Genomic DNA, 18,633 nt, shown 5'->3' with positions numbered 1-18,633 from the left:
CCTCCACTGGGTCCGCGACGTCACCTTCGACGAGGACCGCCACCAACTGCCCACAACCACCACCGCCCGAGCCATGGCCACACTCAGGAACACCGCCATCAGCCTCATCCGCCTCACCAGCCCCGACCACCCCAGCCGACAACGCCGAAAAAGCAGCATCGCCTCCACCTGCCGCTACTGGGCAACCCACCCCCACCAAACCCTCCAACAACTCACACAACAACCCACCCCATGACAACGCCGACCCCCTGCGTAGCCATCGAAGTGCGGGTCGCCTGCGTGCATCTCGGCGATACGCAGCCTTGTCGCGGCGTACTCATCGCACCACGAGTCATTCGCCTGCAGCCAGTCGCGGAACAGCAGGGCATAGCGCCAGCTCGCGGCCCCTGTCCGCCTCACGTGAATGATCGCGCGCTGCGCCTCGTCGACGCCAGCGCAGAGCCGTTTCCGCCACTGATCCGGGGACGCACTCATCCCGCGCGCTTTGTCGCCCGCGACGCCGGGCAGCGCGGCTTGCAGGGTCCGCCGATAGAGTCTTTGCGAATTCGGGCCGCCGACGGCGAGCACCACGAGCGACTTATGCGGGGGGGCATCGACATGGCGGGAGCGTAGCCGCGCTGAATAAGCGCGGAAAGCGTATGAGGGTATGAAGTGCATGCGGTCCCCTGTCGCGGCTCGCGGTCGCGTCGAACTGGCGGCATTCTCGCTGGACTGCTCCGTCGCCGCGCGGCTCCGGGTGCGCCAGGAGGAGCTTGATCGTCATCACGGGAAGCACCCAGGCGATGTATGGAGGCAGCACAGCTCCTGCGAGTGGCGGCACTATATCCCATGTCATCAGGAGCACAGTGGCGGTGGCGTAAGCGATCGGAGAGCGCAGAGGCGGCGGCGCGCACCGGGCTGCCGCGCAGGAGGCGACCAACCCAATATAGATCAATATAGAACTGGATCGCTATCGTCATCGAAAATAGCGGAAATACCGCAGCCGGCACCAGAGTGTGAATGTGCGCCGCGCAGAAGAGCAGGTTGCGCCGTGCCGACTGCTCCGGACAGTGGAAGCGCCGCCCCGCGGTCCGCGCCGCATTGACCACCGCTCCGCCGCACAGGTCGAACCCCATGAGCGCGAGGACCGCCGTCTGCAGCGCGGACAGATCCGCGTGGAGCGCCAGCACGATCATTGCGACGCTTCCGCACAGCGCCGCCCTGTACCCCAGAGCCGTCTCCGCGCCCGTGGCGCCTGGGGCGATGAGAAGGGCGCCGATCCTCGAGGACAACGACCGGCCGGCTCGCAGTGATGATCTCGTTCCTTCCGGCTCGTCGTGACGTCATAAGCAGCCTCACTGCTGGCGACCGGGCCGGATGATAATCGTCGCCGCCAGGCACGTGAGGGCGCGTGTACACGCGCGGCCTCCGGGTTGTCGTGCTGGCGGGTGAGACCGGAAGCAGGGCGTCCGGCGTGGGCAATCGCTCACCGCGCTGGCGCGCCGAGTCTAGACGATTGATTTCGCCGGGGCGCAGGCCAGGCGGGGGCGCCCGGTCATCAACCAGCGTTGACGACGCCGTTGACCGCGACGCCGCTCCTCCTCTTGTGCGCGGGCTCACAGGGTTCGCCCATTCAGAGGGGCGATCGTTGATCGGCCAGAGCCTCGCCGGCGCGGAGGCCGGCCACGGCGACTCCGCAGCGACGCCGTCGGTCCCGCGGTTAAGGCGCCGGCGACTCGATTTCGAGCGCCTGCCGCGCACAGACTAATCTAAGCGCGGATACCGATCACCGCCCCGATCGTCGGAAGGCTCCCGGATGACTGACACTGCTGGCGCGCTGTCGCCGCTGGATGAAACGGGCGTCAACGCCCTCGTCGAGAAGGGGCTGGCCGCTATTGCCGCCGCCGACGACCTGCCCGCCCTGAAGGAGGCTCGTCTGGCCTTCACCGGCGACGCCTCCGCCCTGGCCGGCGCCGGCCGCGGTATCGGGGCGCTCGACAGGGCCGACAGGCCCGCCGCCGGCAGGCTCCTCGGCTCCGCCCGCGGCCGGCTGACCAAGGCCCTGGCCGAGCGCCAGAGCGTTCTCGAGGCCGAGGCCGAGGCGCGGATGCTCGCCACCGAGGCCGTCGACATCACCGTCCCCACGGCGCGCACGGCCGCCGGCGCGCGGCATCCCCTCGACGTGCTGGTCGATGAGGTCACGGACCACTTCGTCGCCATGGGCTGGTCCATCGCCGAGGGCCCCGAGCTGGAGCACGAGTGGTTCGACTTCGACGCCCTCAACTTCGACGCCGACCATCCGGCCCGCCAGATGCAGGACACCTTCTACATCGACGGCGCCTCGGTGGGCGCCGTCGACGGTGAGCCCACCAACCTCGTGCTGCGCACCCACACGTCCCCGGTGCAGGCCCGCGCCATGCTCGCGGCCGAGCCGCCGCTCTACGTCGCCTGCCCGGGCAAGGTCTTCCGCTCCGACGAGCTCGACCAGACCCACACCCCGGTCTTCCACCAGGTCGAGGGCCTGGCCGTGGACAAGCACCTGACCATGGCGCATCTCAAGGGCACGCTCGACCACTTCGCCCGCGCCATGTTCGGCCCCGAGGCGCGCACGCGCCTGCGCCCCTCCTTCTTCCCCTTCACCGAGCCGAGCGCCGAGATGGACCTGTGGTTCCCCTTCAAAAAGGGCGGGCCCGGCTGGATCGAGTGGGGCGGCTGCGGCATGGTCAACCCCAACGTGCTCATCGCCTGCGGCATCGACCCCGAGGCCTACACCGGCTTCGCCTTCGGCATGGGCCTGGAGCGCACCCTCATGCTGCGCCACGGCATCGCCGACATGCACGACATTGTCGAGGGCGACATCCGCTTCTCCCAGCAGTTCGGCACCACCGGAAAGGGAATCTGACATGCCCTACGTCCCCATCGAGTGGCTCCGCGAGCACGTCGACGTCCCCTCCGGCACCACGGCCGCCCAGCTCGCCGCCGACCTGGTCAAGGTGGGCCTGGAGGAGGAGCAGATCGTCCCGCCGGCCGTCACCGGCCCGCTCGTCGTCGGCAAGGTGCTCACCCGCGAGGCCAAGAAGCACACCAACGGCAAGGTCATCAACTACTGCCGCGTCGATGTCGGGGAGTACAACGACGCCCCCGGCGCCGGCAAGGAGCCCTCCGAGCTGCCCAGCCGCGGCATCGTGTGCGGCGCCCACAACTTCGACGTCGGCGACTCGGTCGTCGTCTGCCTGCCCGGCGCCGTCCTGCCCGGCGACTTCGCCATCTCCGCCCGCAAGACCTACGGGCACGTCTCCGACGGCATGATCTGCTCCGAGCGCGAGCTCGGCCTGGGCGCCGACCACGACGGCATTATCGTGCTCTCCCAGTGGCTGGCGGCCCACGGCCGGGGCGGCGAGGAGCCGCCCGCTCCCGGAACCGACGCGATCCCTCTGCTCGGCCTGGGCGAGGAGGTCCTGGAGGTCAACATCACCCCCGACCGCGGCTACTGCTTCTCCATGCGCGGGATCGCCCGCGAGTACTCCCACGCCACCGGGGCCCGCTTCACCGACCCGGCCGACGCTGCCGACGCGGCCCTGTATCCTCACGGCGTCGCCCCCGCCGGCGACTCCGGCTTCGAGGTGCGCATCTCCGACGACCCGTCGCCTGTCCGCGGCCGCCCCGGCGCGGATCGCTACGTCGCCCGCATTGTGCGGGGCATCGACCCCACGGCGCCGAGCCCGAAGTGGATGCGAGACCGGCTGACGGCCGCGGGCATGCGGCCGATCAGCCTGGCCGTGGACGTCACCAACTACGTCATGCTCGACCTGGGCCAGCCCCTGCACGCCTTCGACCTGGCCAAGCTGCACGCCCCGATCGTCGTGCGCCGCGCTGCGGTGGGGGAGACCCTCACCTTCCTCGACGACGTCACCCGCACCCTGGACGCCGAGGACCTCGTCATCTCCGACTCCCCGGACGGACCGGGCTCGCGAGCCCTGGTGCTCGCCGGCGTCTTCGGCGGCGCCGACACCGAGGTTGACGCGCGCACCACCGACATCCTCATCGAGGCCGCCCACTTCGACCCGGTCTCGATCGCCCGCTCGGCCCGCCGCCACAGGCTCCCCACCGAGTCCTCCAAGCGCAACGAGCGCGGCGTGGACACCGAGCTGGCCCCCGTGGCCGCGCAGCGGGCGGTCGACCTGCTCGTGGAGTACGGCGGCGGCACGGCCGACCCGGTGGCCACCGACGTGAACCGCACCACGGCGCCCCGGCCGATCATCGTCCGTGCCGATACCGCTGAACGCCTCACGGGCGTCGCCTACGGCACCGAGCGGGTCGTCGGGCTCCTGGAGGCCATCGGCTGCGCCGTGGAGCCCGCGGGCGACGACGGGGCCGCCAGGGCCGGACGCGAGCTGCTCGCCGTCACCCCGCCCACATGGCGGCCTGACCTGGTCGGCCCCGCCCACTTCGCCGAGGAGATCGCCCGCCTCGACGGCTACGACAGCATCCCTGTCGTCGTGCCCGCCGCGCCGGCCGGAACCGGCCTGACGCCGCGCCAGCAGGCGCGCCGCGAGGTGGTGCGGGCCCTGGCCGACGCCGGCCTCACCCAGGTGCTGTCCTACCCCTTCATCGGCGACGTGCACGACGCCCTGGAGATCCCGGCCGACGACCCGCGCAGCCGGGCGGTGCGCCTGGCCAACCCCCTGGCCGAGGACGCGCCGTGGCTGCGCACCAGCGTGCTCGACTCCCTGGCGGAGGTCACCCGCCGCAACGTCTCGCGCGGACTGGATGACCTGGCCGTCTACGAGGTCGGCTCCGTCACCCTCCCGGCCGGCACCGTCCCCGCCGCGATCCCCGGCGTGGACCGGCGCCCCACCGACGAGGAGGTCGCCGCGCTTGAGGCAGGCATCCCCGCCCAGCCCACCCACCTGGGTGCCGTGCTGGTCGGCGACCGCGTCCGCCCGGGGGTGCTCGGCGAGGGGCGCGCCTGGGACTGGGCCGACGCCGTCGAGGTCGTGCGTCTGGTGGCTCGCACCCTGGGAGTGGCCGTCGAGGTGGCCGCCCCCGCGCGGCCCTGCGCCCCCTGGCACCCCGGGCGCACCGCCGAGGTGCGTCTGCCGGGCGCCCGCCGCGGCCGGAATGTCCTGCCCGGGGCGCTCGTCGGGTACGCCGGCGAGCTCCACCCGCGGGCGGCCCGCGCGCTCGGGCTGCCCGGGCGCGCCTGCGCCGTCGAGATCGACCTGGAGCCCCTGCTGGAGGCCGTCGAGGCCGCCGGCGTGCTCCAGGTGCGGGCGGTCTCGACCTTCCCCGCCGGCAAGGAGGACATTGCGCTCGTTGTCGATGAGGCGGTCACGGCCGCTGCGGTCGAGGCGGTCATCCGCGAGGCCGCAGGCGACCTTGCCGAGGAGGTGCGCCTGTTCGACGTCTTCCGCGGGCCCCAGCTGGGCGAGGGGCGCAAGTCACTGGCCTTCTCCCTGCGCCTGCGCGCGGCCGACAGGACTCTGACGGCCGAGGATCTGGCGGCCGTGCGGGGGCGCGTGGTCAAGCGCGCCGCCAAGCGCCTGGGCGCCGAGCTGCGGGCCTGAGCGCCGTCCGCGACCGCCGCGCAGTGTGTGGCGGTCATCACCTTTGGGTGTGGTGTCGTGACTTGCACACGGGGCTCGCCATAAGTCGCAATACTTGCCCCATGAAGATCCTTCTCACCTCTTCTTCCCGCCACGGCACGACCGACGAGGTCGCAGCCGTGATCGCCGAGCAGCTGCGCGCCGCCGGGCTCGACGTCGTCCAAGCCCGTCCCGAGGACGTCGCCGACGTCGAGGGCTACGACGCCTTCGTCCTGGGCAGCGCCGTGTACATGACGCGCTGGACCGACGAGGCCGTGGACTTCACCCGTCGCTTCTCCGGCGCTCTGCGCAGCCACCCCGTATGGGCCTTCTCGGTGGGGCTGTCCGGCCTGCCCAAGGGCAAGATCGCCGACCCCAACCGCATCGGCCCGGTTCTGCTGTCCATCGAGCCGGAGGACCACATCACCTTTTCCGGCCGCTTCGACCCCGGCTCGCTGAACGTGCGTGAGCGCACCATCGCCCGTCTTGGCGGCGCCACCGAGGGCGACTTCCTCGACCTCGACGCCGTGCGCGCCTGGGGCGCCTCCATCGCGGCCACCCTGTGCAACAGCCTGTGAGCCGGTTGGCGTGACCCGGGCTGCCCGCACCGGACGCCACATCATCCCGAACCGCATGTGTGCAGGGCCTATGTGAGCAAGGCTACGGCGCAGCGAAGCCGCCCAGGATCGTATTTCTATGCATAGCGTCGTATTGTCCTGGCATGACGTGGACAGCAGCAGTCGCCGGCGCAACCGGGTACGCCGGTGGTGAGGTCCTCCGCCTTCTTGCGGCTCACCCGGACATTCAGATCGGCGCCGTCACGGCGAACTCCTCCGCGGGGGACCGGCTCGACAAACACCACCCCCACCTCGTGCCTCTGGCGGACAGGACCGTGGAGCCCACCGACGTCGGCCGCCTCGCCGGGCACGACGTCGTCGTCCTCGCCCTGCCCCACGGAGCCTCGGGAGCCGTCACCGCGGCCATCCAGGACGCCGTGGCCGCAGGCGACTGGGGTGGCCCGCCGCCCGTCCTGGTCGATTGCGGGGCCGACCACCGCCTGACCGACGCCGACGCCTGGGCTCGCTTCTACGGCACGCCGTACGCCGGGGCGTGGACCTACGGCATGCCCGAGCTCCTCCACGCCGAGGAGACCGCCGCCGCCGCCCAGCGCCGCGAGCTGGCCTCCACCCGCCGCATCGCCGTCCCCGGCTGCAACGTCACCGCGGTCACCCTCGCGGTGCAGCCGGGCGTCGCCGCAGGCCTGATCGAGCCCTCCCAGCTCACGGCCGTTCTCGCCGTCGGCTACTCCGGCGCGGGCAAGTCCCTCAAGCCGCACCTGACCGCGGCCGAGGCGCTCGGCAGCGCCCGGCCCTACGCCGTGGGCGGCACCCACCGCCACATTCCAGAGATCATCCAGAACCTGTGCGTGGCGGGAGCCGACGCCGATGGCGTGCGACTGTCCTTCACCCCGGTGCTGGTGCCCATGAGCCGCGGCATCCTGGCCACCGTCACCGCCCCGGTGACCGACATCGTCCTGGACTGCGAGCACCCCGACGAGGTCCTCCGCAGCGCCTGGCAGTCCTGCTACGGCTCCTTCGGCGAGGGGGAACGGGTCGTCCATCTCCTTGCGGAGGGGGTCTGGCCGACCAGCGGGGCCGTGGCCGGATCCGGCCTGGCCACCGTGCAGGTCGCCTACGACCGCGCCGCGGGCGCGGCCATCATGATGTGCGCCATCGACAACCTCGGCAAGGGCACGGCCAGTGCGGCTGTGCAGTCCCTCAACCTCGCCCTGGGCCTGCCCGAGACCACGGGCGTCATCGTGGAAGGAGTCGCCCCATGAGCGTCACCGCAGCCAAGGGATTCCGCGCAGCCGGCATAAGGGCCGGGCTCAAGCACTCAGGCAAGCCCGACCTGGCCCTGGTCGTCAACGACGGTCCGCTGGATGTGGCCGCTGGGGTCTTCACCACCAACCGGTTCATCGCCGCGCCCGCCGTGTGGTCGCGCGAGGTCATCGCCGGGAGGCACGGCCGCCCCGGCAGCGCCCGCGCCGTCATCGTCAACTCCGGCTCCGCCAACGCCTGCACTGGGGCCCGGGGGGTCGCCGACGCGGCCGCCACCGCAGAGCACCTCGCCGGTCTCCTGGACGCAGACGCCGGGGAGATCCTGGTGTGCTCCACCGGCGTGATCGGCGTGCCGATCGACATGCCGGTCCTCCTGGAGGGGGCCGGGGCGGCGATGCGCGCCCTGGCGGCCTCCCAGCGGGCGGGGCACGACGCCGCCGAGGCGATCATGACCACCGACACCGTGCCCAAGGAGGATGCGGTCACGGTCGCCGGCGCCGACGGCGCCTGGACGATCGGCGGGATGATCAAGGGCGTCGGGATGCTCGCCCCCGGCATGGCCACCATGCTGTGCTTCATCACTACCGACGCCGTCGTGGACGCGACCGCCGCCCAGCGCGCCGTGTCGGCGGCCGCAGCGCGCACGGTCAACCGCATCAGTTCCGACGGCTGCATGTCGACCAACGACACCGTCCTCCTCATGGCCTCGGGCGCCTCCGGCGTCACCCCCGAGCCCGGGGCCTTCGACGACGCTGTCGCCGAGGTCCTCGCCCGGCTCGGCCGCCGTCTGGTGGCCGACGCCGAGGGCGCCACCCACGACATCGCCATCACCGTGACCGGGGCGGTCAGCGAGGCCGCCGCCGAGGCTGCCGCCCGCACGGTGTCCTCCTCCAACCTCCTGAAGTGTGCCGTGGCTGGCGGTGACGCCAACTGGGGGCGCGTCGTGTCCCAGCTGGGGGCCGTGCCCGCGGACGTGTGCCCCTTCGACCCCGACCAGGTCGACGTCGCCATCAACGGCGTCACGATCTTCCGTCACGGCAGCCCGGGGGCGAGCCGGGAGACGGTGGACATGAGCGCCCGCGAGACCCGCATCGACATCGACCTGTCCGCCGGTGACGCCCGCGCCACCGTGTGGACCAACGACCTGACCCACGGCTACGTCACGATTAACGGGGACTACACGACATGACCGACTCGACAAGCTCGACGGGCTCGACGCGTTCAGACGCCGGCCCCGCCCTGCCCCCGGAGGTCAAGGCCTCCGTCCTCCTGGAGGCCGTGCCCTGGCTGCGCACCTACAAGGGCGCCACCATGGTCATCAAGTACGGCGGGAACGCCATGGTGGACGAGGATCTCAAACGGGCCTTCGCCCAGGACGTCCTCTTCCTGTACCAGGTCGGTGTGCGCCCCGTCGTCGTCCACGGCGGCGGCCCCCAGATCAACACCATGCTCAAGCGCCTGGGTATCGGCTCGGAGTTCCGCGGCGGCCTGCGGGTGACCACCCCCGAGGTCATGGACGTGGTCCGCATGGTGCTCACCGGCTCTGTGCAGCGCGAGCTCGTCTCCCTGCTCAATATCGACGGCACCGCGGCGGTGGGCATCAGCGGGGAGGACGGGGGCCTGCTGCGGGCCCGCCAGCGTCAGGCCACGGTGGACGGCCAAAGCGTGGACGTGGGTCTGGTGGGTGACGTCGTCGACGTACGGCCCGAGCCCATCATCGACCTGCTCGACCAGGGGCGGATCCCCGTCATCTCCTCGGTGGCGCCCCTGGTGACCGATTCGGTCACGGTCCTCAACGTCAATGCCGATACCGCTGCCGCGGCCATCGCCGTTGCCCTGAGGGCCCGCACTCTGCTCATGCTCACCGACGTCGAGGGGCTCTACTCCGCCTGGCCGGATCGCGGCTCCCTGGTCCCCTTCATCAGCGCGCACGCGCTCGAGGCGCTCCTGCCCACTCTGGAGACCGGGATGATCCCCAAGATGGAGGCCTGCCTGCGGGCCGTGCACGGGGGAGTGGGGCAGGCCCATGTTGTCGACGGGCGTCAGGCACACAGCATGCTCCTGGAGATCGTCACCGATCAGGGCGTGGGCACCGTTATCCACCCGGGCGACGCCCCGATCCCACCGCTGAACGGAGGCAGAAGGCTATGACCGCATCATCCGCTGAGGCCGCTGGACCCGCTGAACAGCTTCACGCGCGGGCGGACTCCAACCGGGAGTGGCTGCAGCGCTACACCGGCGCCATCATGAACACCTTCGGCACGCCGGCGCGCGTCCTCGTGCGCGGGCGCGGTGCCCGTGTGTGGGACGCCGATGGCGCCGAGTACATCGACCTGCTCGCCGGCATCGCCGTGGACTGCCTGGGTCATGCTCATCCAGCGATCGTGGCGGCCGTGACCGACCAGATCTCGACTCTGGGCCACATCTCGAACTTCTTCGCCTCGCCGGCCCAGGTGAGCCTGGCGGAGGAGCTCGACGCGCTCGTCTTCCCCTCCGCCCGCCCGGGCGCGTCCAAGGTCTTTCTCGCCAACTCCGGCACCGAGGCCAACGAGGCCGCCTTCAAGATCGCCCGCCGTCACGGGGGCTCGGCCAGGCCGCGCATACTCGCTCTGGAGAGCGCCTTCCACGGCCGTACCATGGGCGCCCTGGCGCTGACTCACAAGGCCGCCTACCGGGAGCCCTTCGAGCCGCTGCCCGGAGGCGTGGAGTTCATTCCCGCCGGCGACGTCGATGCGCTGCGGGCGGCCCTGGGCCCCGATGTCGCGGCGCTGTTCGTCGAGCCGATCCAGGGCGAGGCGGGTGTGCGCGAGCTGCCGGCCGGCTATCTCGAGGCGGCCCGCGAGCTGACCTCGGCCGCGGGTGCTCTGCTCATGATCGACGAGGTCCAGACCGGCATGGGACGCACCGGCGCCTGGATGGCCCACCACCTGCTCGCCCCGGGCGTCACGCCGGACGTCGTCACCCTGGCCAAGGGGCTGGGCGGGGGCGTGCCCATCGGCGCGGCCATCGCCGTCGGGCCGGCCGCCGAGCTCCTCGGACCCGGGCAGCACGGCACCACCTTCGGCGGCAACCCTGTCGCCGCGGCCGCCGCGCTGGCTGTCATCAGCACCATTCGCGACCAGGGCCTGCTCAGGCGCGTGAGCGAGCTCGGCGAGCGCTGGGCCGCCTCCCTGGGAGCGCTGGACGCCGTCATCGAGGTCCGCGGGCGCGGCCTGCTGCGCGGTCTCGGTCTGGCCGACGGTGTTGGACCGGCCGCACAGGTGGTCGAGGATCTGGCTCAGCGGGGCTTCATTATCAACGCTCCCCGTACGGACACACTGCGGCTGGCTCCGCCCTTCATCCTGTCCGACGCCGACGCTGACGCCTTCACCGGGGCGCTGTCCGAGGTCCTGGCCAGACGGCTTCAGCGGGGGGCGCCATGAGCCGACCGCAGACCTACCCTGCGGCCGATGAGATCGCGGCGGCCGGTGCGCCGTCGCCCGCCACCAAGACGGCCCGTCAGGGTCTCATCGTCCAGATCCTGGGCAAGGAGCGCATCCGCTCGCAGGCCGAGCTGCGCCGCGCCCTGGCCGACCGCGGGGTGTCCACCACCCAGGCCACGCTCTCACGCGACCTCGTCGAGCTGCGGGCCACCAAGATGCGCGGTCCCGGCGGCGTCCAGGTCTATGCGATACCCGAGGCTGGCGCGCCCGGTCAGGTCCGCCCCAGCATGCCCGGCCCGGCCACCTCCGACGACGAGTCGTCCATAGCCGATCACACGACCTCGCGCCTGACACGCTGGTGCGCGGACCTGCTGGTGACCGCCGAGTGGGCCGGCAACCAGGTGGTCCTGCGCACGCCCGCGGGTGCCGCTCAGCTGCTGGCGGGCGCCGTCGACGACGCCATGCTGCCCGGGATCCTGGGCTGCATCGCGGGGGACGACACCGTCCTGGTCGTCACCCGGTCCAAGGACGTCGCCAGCGGCCTGGCCGCGCATCTGCTGTCCCTGGCGGAGCCCGGCGCTCGACGCTGAGTCGAGGCCGCACCAATTCCTGGTCCCACACGCTGCTTCGGCAGCACCACCCAGAAAAGAGAAGACACATGAGTGCTCACAAGGACCGCGTTGTCCTCGCCTACTCCGGGGGTCTCGATACCTCTGTGGCCATCGGCTGGATCGGCGAGCAGACAGGGCGAGAGGTTGTCACGGTCGCCGTCGATGTCGGCCAGGGTGGAGAGGACCTCGATGTGATCCGCCGACGTGCGCTGGACTGCGGCGCCGTTGAGGCCTATGTGGCGGATGCGCGCGAGGAGTTCGCTGAGGAGTACTGCATGCCCGCCCTGAAGGCCAACGCCCTGTACGAGGGCATCTACCCGCTGGTGTCCGCCCTGTCCCGTCCCGTCATCGCCAAGCACCTGGTCAAGGTCGCCCGCGAGTTCGGCGCCACCACCGTCGCTCACGGCTGCACCGGTAAGGGCAACGATCAGGTCCGGTTCGAGGTCGCCATCACCTCCATGGCTCCCGACATGGACTGCATCTCCCCGGTGCGCGATTTGGCCCTGACCCGTGACGTCGCGATCGACTACGCCGAGCGCCACAACCTGCCCATCGAGACCACCAAGCACAACCCCTTCTCCATCGACCAGAACGTGTGGGGGCGCGCCATCGAGACCGGGTTCCTGGAGGACCTGTGGAATGCACCGACCAAGGACGTCTACGTCTATACCGATGACCCGACCTACCCGCCGCTGCCCGACGAGGTCGTCATCACCTTCGAGCGCGGCACCCCGGTGGCCATCGACGGCAAGAAGGTCACGCCGCTGGAGGCCATCCAGGAGCTCAACCGCCGGGCGGGCGCCCAGGGCGTCGGCCGTATCGACATGGTTGAGGACCGGCTGGTCGGCATCAAGTCCCGCGAGATCTACGAGGCTCCCGGAGCCGTTGCTCTCATCGAGGCCCATCAGGCGCTGGAGTCGGTGACCCTGGAGCGTCTTCAGCATCGCTACAAGCGGCAGATGGAACAGGCCTGGAGCGACCTGGTCTACGAGGCGCAGTGGTACTCCCCGCTCAAGCGGTCCATGGACGCCTTCATCGAGGACACCCAGAAGTACGTCTCCGGAGACATCCGCATGGTGCTGCACGGTGGGCGCGCCACGGTCAACGGCCGGCGCTCCGAGTCGGGTCTCTACGACTTCAACCTGGCGACCTATGAGACCGGCGACACCTTCGACCAGTCCTCCTCGCGCGGCTTCATCGAGATCTTCGGCATGCAGTCCAAGCTCGCCGCCGCCCGGGACGCGCGCATGGGGGAGGGTGCCGGGTTCTGAGACCGGCGCTTCCCAAGAGGCGGCCCGGCCCGGCGCTATGCCCCCGGACTCAATCATCTGGATGAGTGAGTCCGGGGGCCTGTCTCTGCACGACCGTGCGAGGGGCGAGGAGACCCGACCGCTCCCTTAAACCGATCGTGAGCCGGAGATCCACCCTACCGATCCCGACGCGGGTTTCTACCGATCTCGGCGAGGGGAGGGTCGCAGGCCCGCCGAAGCCCGGTGGAGTCACGCATCTGGGGAGAAGACGCGTCTACTGCGCGGGGATGTAGCAGGAGAGGGTCTTGTCCTTGGAGACGAGCAGACGGGTCGGGGATCCCGCATGGCTCTTGACATTGCCCGCGCTGGGCAGGCTTCCGCGCACGCTCTGGAACAGTGGAGAGAGCATCGGTGTCGATGAGGGAGTCTCCCAGAGATGTTTCCCGGTAGAGACGTCGACGAGGGCCGTGACCTTGTTCCCCTCAGAGGTGGAGGAACAGTCGATAAATCCCGATCCGTCCGCCAGGATGTTCGCGGTGAGGTTCCACTTCTTCTCTGTGGAATCGTATCCCAGGTTGAGCAGGGGCTCGACTGCGCCGTCGTCGTTCCAACGGATGCAGCCGGTCCCGTACGGGACGAACGCAACGCCGTTCTCCGCAACGACGGCCTCCAGCCCGCTGAACTCCGCCAATGACTGCTGCACGACCTCGAGCGAGGGCACGCCATTGAACCTGATGCCTGTGCAGTTGCTGTCCTGCTCCCATTGCGGCTCTCCGGCGAAGCTGAAGGCATGAGCAGTCAGGACACCAGGCTTCGAGACGGTGCTGGTCAGGACGACGACCCCGTCTGCGGCCAGGATCATCCAGCCCTTGTCCTTGCCGTCCTTGAACGCGGGCAATGCCGCCACGATTTCTCCCGTGGATGTGCTCACAAGACTCGGAGTGAGCTCGCGCTGCTCATCCTGCGATGAAGTGCTGGAGGCCCGGTAACCAATGAGGATGTCCGGCTGCAATGGATCGAAGAAGGCGTTGGTGTAGGACTCGGATGTGCGCCAGATCTCGTTCCCCTGACGATCGATCGCGGTTAGGGCCCCCGCTGTCTTGTTCTCCTCGCCCGGTGGCACCTCCAGAAGGAGAGCGGAGTCGTCGTCCACCGCCCCCAGGAACAGGGACGACGATGCGTTCCAGGGGACAGGGGTCACCTCTCCGCTGTGGGGATCGATGACCATGTCCTTCCGCATGGGCGACTCGCCCCACCATGATGTCCACACGCTGAATCGGCTCGGATCGCGCTGGTCGTCCTTGCTCCAGCTCGACAGCGGAACCTCGACGGGATTCCCGGGGCCGGAGTCGTCAAGTGGGTAGACGCGGTAGGCTGCGGGCTGCTCATCTGTGCTCTGAGCGTAGAACTCGCCGAACAGATAGTCTCCCGCGGGGGATACGCTCTGACCCGCGAATGAGGCAATCGACCACGCCTGCGCAACGCCTCCGATGAACTGTCCGGACATTGCGGATACGGAGAAGATCCGCTGCTCATCCGGAAATGCTGCTGGGGCGGCATTCTTCGGGCGTTGGGACAGCCTCCACGCGCCGACGCCCGTCAGGGCTCCGACAACGGCAATGCCGATGCCAATGGGAAGTGCCTTGGTCACAGACCGGCGTCGCACACCTGACGGCGCCGGGTCCGCGCCGGGCTGGTCCGGCTGCTGGTCGGCTTCGGCTGGGGGCTGGTCCGGCTGCTGGTCGGCTTCGGCCGGGGGCTGGTCGGCCTCGGCCGGGGGCTGGTCCGGCTGGTGGTCGGCCTCGGCCGATGACTGCGGCTTGCCCGGAGCCTCTCCGGGCCGAGCCGACTGCTGGGAGACGGCGCCCGGCTCATCCGAGGGCTCGGTGTCGTCTGCCTGGTCCTCGGCATCCGCCTCCGCCTGGACCCGTGGATACGAGGTGGTTGTGGCGCTCTGCGTCGCGATCCAGTTGGTGAGCGCTCGGAAGCAGCGGGGATGCTCGAGGATGGCAGGGTGCAGGTCGGGACGCCGCGTGGCGATCCGTGCCAGCTCACCGGCGGGAGTATCGGGATTGCGCAGCGCTTCGGCATCAAGGTCCGGCTGCGATTGAGAAGAGGATGGGGTGTGGGTCACAGCCAGGAGGGTAGCGCAGATCCCGTGCTCGTATCGTTACCAACGACTATGACGTCCGTGACCACTTCGTGGGACGCACGAGGTCCGGCACCGGTTCTGACCTGCGAGACGCCGAGGCCGGACGGGCCCGGGTGCCTGCTACAGGGCCGCCCCAGGGCCGACGGCGATACCCGACCCTTGCGGGGCTGCCGGCGCCTGTGATCTACATCGCCTACAGCCTCCGGCGGTGCCGCGGGTCAGGACGCCGGCCTGAAGCAGGTGGTGGTCCTCTGCGAATCGAGACTGATGACGAGCAGAGTTTTTGATGGCCCGCTGACAGCGGAATCGTCGAGTCCTGTTTTTATCTTGCCCTGGTAGGAGCTCGGCAGCATGCCGATACCTTGGTTCCACGGGCTGTGTGCGAGATACCCGGACATGCCCCATTCCTGGGTCCCGGTGCTCGTGTTGAACATGCGGATATTCGCGTCGTCGATATTATTCGCCGCGAGAAGTCCTGATCCATCGGCCAGGACGGTGAAGTAGGAGAAATTATCTAGACGCGCTTCGCCGGCGTCGTATCTACTGAGTTCAATGGGCGTTCCCGCGCCTTCGCGGGACAAGGCGCGGTCCGCCGCCTGGACGAGGGCGGTGCCGTTCTCAGCGATGAGCGCGGTCGAGCCGTCCTGACGTGTCAGGGCTTGGTTGACCACGTTCAAGGACGGTACTCCGCAGAAGACGATCTCGGCGAATCCGCCGGTAAGGCTCCATGCCGACTCGCCGTCGAAAGAGTAGGCCTCCGCCGTGATGTTATGGCGATCGTTCGAGAAGAGCACGAGGCCGTCGGAGGCAAGGAGAAGGCCGCCGTTTCTCTCCTCGGCATCCGGGCTGGCGAAAGTTGTCGATGGGAGCTCTGCCCGCGTGGCGCCAGTTTTAGTGTCGAGGATGTGGGGCGTCGCCGAGTTGCTTCCAGGATCCTTGTCCCGATAGCCTATGAGCAGGTCGGGGTGAGCCGGGTCGAGAAATCCGTTGGTGTAGTTTTCGGCGGTGCGCCACAGCTCATGGCCCTGTCTGTCCACGCAGATAATGGCGCCTTGCGGATGCGCGAATGAGTCTCTCTCGTAAGGGTGGGGGGCCTCTATGAGAATCGCCGTGTCTTTGTCCGGTGCACCCAGGAACGTATTGTTGGCGGTGTCCCAGGGGACGGGGACGATGTGAGACGAAGAGGTGTCGTAAATATTGTCCTGAATAAGCGGGCAGTCGCCCCACCATGAGCAGGTAACACTCTGCGGCATGCCGTCGAATCCTATTTTTTCTCCCGAGAAGACAACGGGCGAGCCGAGGTTGTCTGCGCTAATGGGGTAGACCAGGATCTCTGATTCTCTGTCGTGCTCCGACTTCGAGCGCATCATACTCACGTTACCTCCGTCCGGAGACATGGAGGAAGACTGTCCGGGAATGTCCCAGATTTCGGAAAGCCCTTGTAGGAACCCCCCGTCCAGGGCGGACATCGAGAATGACGCCGAATTTCCGGTCGTCACATTGCGGTGGGTGGCCCACCAGGCGCCTGCGCCTCCGAGAGCCCCCACAGCGGTGATGCCGATGCCCACAGACAGCGTCTTGACCACCGACCGGCGTCGTATCCCGGATGGCACATCCGGCGGGGTCTTCTGCTGCTGGGGGACGGACTGTGACGCGGACTGCTGCGGGCTTGTGCCTGACCGTTGTGGTTGTTGCGGGGCTGCGCTCGCCCGGTCCCGCTGTGGTGGGGTAGTCGGGCCGGGCTGGGCCGGGTGCTGGGAGTTGGCGCTCAGGGGCTGAGGCGCGTCGCCCTGGGCGGCGATCCAGGTGGCCAGGTCGGGGTAGCAGCTGGGGTGCGCGGCGATGGCGGGGTGCAGGTCAGGGCGCTGCGCCGCTATCCGCGCCAGCTCTGCAGGGGGAGTGGCCGGGATGCGCAGTGCGTCGGCGTCGAGGTCCTGATGCGGAGATGGGGTCTCGGTCATAAATCGCAGGGTATCGCGGACCGCGCCGTCTCCAGCGCCTCCCGACAGTCTTACTTCTGAGACTCCGGCAACGAGCGCCTCCCCCGACGGTCCGCCCGCAGCGGCACTGCCGACGACCCGGTGCTCGGGTCGTCGGCAGCATGAGGGTGACGCGTCTCAGGACCCCGGTGCGAAGCAGGTAACGGTCGCCGAGAGGCCCGTGCCGCTGGAGACGAGCATGATTCCGGCAGGATTGGGGCCATTTCTCGTCACGCCCCCGGTTGAGCGCGGCAGCGCCTTCACGGTGCTCTGGTTCTGTGGAAGCCCGTCTTCCATAAGCTGGCCGGATATGGACCATGCGTCTGCCCCGGTGCTCGTGTCGATCATGCGGATGGAGTCGTCCTTCTTAGAGTCTTGGGCAAGGATGCCCGAGCCGTCGGAGAGCATGGTGAAGTAGGAGAAGTCAGCCAATTCGGCACTTTTGGCGTCGTACTTACCGAGTTTGAGGGCCGTGCCGGTGCCCGCGAGGGAGAAGTTGCCGTTAGACGCCTGGACGAGGGCGGTGCCGTTCTCCGCGATGAGCGAGGTCGAGCCGTCCTGTGCTGTCAGGGCCTGGTTGGCGACGTCCAGGGACGGTACCCCGCAGAAGACGATCTTGGCGAATCCGCCGGTAAGACTCCACGCAGACTGGCCGTCGAACGTGTAGGCCTCCGCAGTCATCGTGCTGCCGTCATTTGAGAAGCACACGAGTCCGTCGGAGGCGAGAAGAAGCCCGCCGGACTTCTTCCCCGAGTCATCGAAGACCAGCGGTGAGAGCGCGGCGCGCATGGAGCCGGTCTTCGGGTCGAGCAGATGCGGCGTCATAGTCATTGACTTGGAATCATTTCCATCGCCATCATTCTTGTACCCGATGAGCAGGTCGGAACGAGCCGGATCGAAGAAGCCGGAGACGTACTCGTCGGACGTGCGCCACAACTCCTTGCCCGACCCGTCCACGGAGATCATGACCCCTTGCGGGGGCGCAGACGGCGCCTTATCGAAAACATGGGGAGCCTCGAGGAGTATCGCCCTCTTCTTGCTGGGGGCGCCCAGGAACACCGTACTGGCGGTATCCCATGGCACCGGGGAGCTCAATGAGGAGGAGGCGTCGTAGATGCTGTCCCAGATCAGGGGGCTTCCGCTCCACCAGGAGAAAACAACACTGTACTCGCTGTTGCTCTTGCTCATCTGGTCCGCCGGGAAGACGACGGGCGTGCCGAGAGCATCGGCGTCGAGCGGGTAGACCCGGGGCTCGTAGGAGAAGTCCGATTCCGCCAGCTTCGGGCACAGCGCCACCACGTGGGCGCCGTCTGGGGACATGGAGACGGTGGACCGTCCCTCGGCGATATTCCAGGTCTCGCGAGTCCCCTGAAGGAACGTTCCCTCCAGCGCAGACATTGAGAAGGGCCCTGAGGCCGCCTGGTCGTCATCTTCCGAGCCGCTCCGTTGGGTTACCCACCAGGTGCCTGTGCCCACCAGGGCCCCGACGGCGGCAGCACCGATACCGATCGACAGTACTTTGATCACGGACCGACGCCGCGCTTTGGATGACGCATTCGAATTCTTGGCCGGCTGATCCGACCGGATCCCGGGGCTGGGAGGATGACTCGGCTGTTGCGGGATGCCGGTGGATTGGGCCGGTATCCGGTAACCAGCCAGCTGGGCTGCTGATCCCTGGAAGCCTGCTGCCGATTGGCCTGCCTGTCGGGCGCCGATCAGCTGGGTCTGTGCGGTGCTGGCCTGCTCGGTGATCCAGGTGGCCAGGTCGGGGTAGCAGCTGGGGTGCGCGGCGATGGCGGGGTGCAGGTCGGGGC

The 18,633-nt window shown here is 69.1% G+C and carries 13 protein-coding genes and 1 pseudogene; 10 read left to right on the top strand and 4 right to left on the bottom strand.

All coding sequences use genetic code 11. The features are described 5' to 3' along the window. A pseudogene (locus O145_RS18725) lies at positions 1-235 on the top strand (hypothetical protein); the annotation flags it as partial. Here the strand turns inward: O145_RS18725 and O145_RS19925 are convergent. Further along, positions 175-474, bottom strand: coding sequence for a GrpB family protein (locus O145_RS19925; protein WP_411265964.1), 300 nt, complete (start codon positions 472-474; stop codon positions 175-177). The pseudogene O145_RS18725 and the gene O145_RS19925 overlap by 61 nt on opposite strands. Before the next feature lie 1,321 nt (positions 475-1,795). On the opposite strand from O145_RS19925, the gene pheS reads away from it, so the two are divergent. The 9 genes from pheS to O145_RS13480 all read left to right on the top strand — a co-directional run bounded on the left by pheS (position 1,796) and on the right by O145_RS13480 (position 12,709). Continuing rightward, complete coding sequence (gene pheS / locus O145_RS13520; RefSeq protein WP_043563910.1) at positions 1,796-2,881, top strand: phenylalanine--tRNA ligase subunit alpha; 1,086 nt, start codon at positions 1,796-1,798, stop codon at positions 2,879-2,881. A 1-nt stretch (position 2,882) separates the two neighbouring features. Continuing rightward, entirely contained in the window at positions 2,883-5,546 is a 2,664-nt protein-coding gene (pheT, locus tag O145_RS13515) for a phenylalanine--tRNA ligase subunit beta (RefSeq protein WP_043563909.1), read from the top strand. Positions 5,547-5,647: 101 nt separating this feature from the next. Next, positions 5,648-6,142, top strand: a complete 495-nt coding sequence (locus O145_RS13510) for a flavodoxin domain-containing protein (RefSeq protein ID WP_043563907.1) — start codon at positions 5,648-5,650, stop codon at positions 6,140-6,142. Between the two features lie 143 nt (positions 6,143-6,285). Next, positions 6,286-7,404 carry an N-acetyl-gamma-glutamyl-phosphate reductase gene (argC, locus tag O145_RS13505; protein WP_043563905.1) on the top strand — a complete coding sequence of 373 codons (1,119 nt, stop codon included), beginning with the start codon at positions 6,286-6,288 and terminating at the stop codon, positions 7,402-7,404. Then, positions 7,401-8,594: a bifunctional glutamate N-acetyltransferase/amino-acid acetyltransferase ArgJ gene (gene argJ, locus O145_RS13500; RefSeq protein ID WP_043563902.1), complete on the top strand. Its 1,194-nt coding sequence runs from the start codon at positions 7,401-7,403 to the stop codon at positions 8,592-8,594. Before argC ends, argJ begins: the two co-directional genes overlap by 4 nt. Beyond that, positions 8,591-9,556: an acetylglutamate kinase gene (argB, locus tag O145_RS13495; protein ID WP_043563900.1), complete on the top strand. Its 966-nt coding sequence runs from the start codon at positions 8,591-8,593 to the stop codon at positions 9,554-9,556. The genes argJ and argB overlap by 4 nt, the downstream gene beginning before the upstream one ends. Further along, positions 9,553-10,827: an acetylornithine transaminase gene (locus O145_RS13490; protein ID WP_043563898.1), complete on the top strand. Its 1,275-nt coding sequence runs from the start codon at positions 9,553-9,555 to the stop codon at positions 10,825-10,827. Before argB ends, O145_RS13490 begins: the two co-directional genes overlap by 4 nt. Next, complete coding sequence (locus tag O145_RS13485; protein ID WP_052375179.1) at positions 10,824-11,417, top strand: arginine repressor; 594 nt, start codon at positions 10,824-10,826, stop codon at positions 11,415-11,417. The genes O145_RS13490 and O145_RS13485 overlap by 4 nt, the downstream gene beginning before the upstream one ends. Before the next feature lie 68 nt (positions 11,418-11,485). Then, positions 11,486-12,709 (top strand): argininosuccinate synthase, encoded by a 1,224-nt coding sequence (locus O145_RS13480; protein WP_043563896.1) that lies wholly within the window; start codon positions 11,486-11,488, stop codon positions 12,707-12,709. A 253-nt stretch (positions 12,710-12,962) separates the two neighbouring features. Here O145_RS13480 and O145_RS13475 read toward each other — a convergent pair whose 3' ends face one another. From O145_RS13475 to O145_RS18720, 3 genes are all read right to left on the bottom strand, one after another. Beyond that, on the bottom strand, positions 12,963-14,822 hold the full coding sequence (locus O145_RS13475; protein WP_043563894.1) for a variant leucine-rich repeat-containing protein: 1,860 nt from the start codon (positions 14,820-14,822) through the stop codon (positions 12,963-12,965). Between the two features lie 236 nt (positions 14,823-15,058). Beyond that, a complete protein-coding gene (locus O145_RS13470; protein WP_156966775.1) occupies positions 15,059-16,801 on the bottom strand; it encodes a variant leucine-rich repeat-containing protein in 1,743 nt (580 codons plus the stop codon). Positions 16,802-16,957: 156 nt separating this feature from the next. Further along, a partial coding sequence (locus O145_RS18720) for a variant leucine-rich repeat-containing protein (RefSeq protein ID WP_169740365.1) occupies positions 16,958-18,633 on the bottom strand: 1,676 nt, incomplete at its 5' end.

Origin of the sequence: Actinomyces israelii DSM 43320 (assembly GCF_000711965.1) — a bacterium.
GTDB lineage: Bacteria > Actinomycetota > Actinomycetes > Actinomycetales > Actinomycetaceae > Actinomyces > Actinomyces israelii.
Note: the sequence above shows the minus strand (reverse complement) of the source record. Positions and strands in the feature narration are given on the sequence as shown.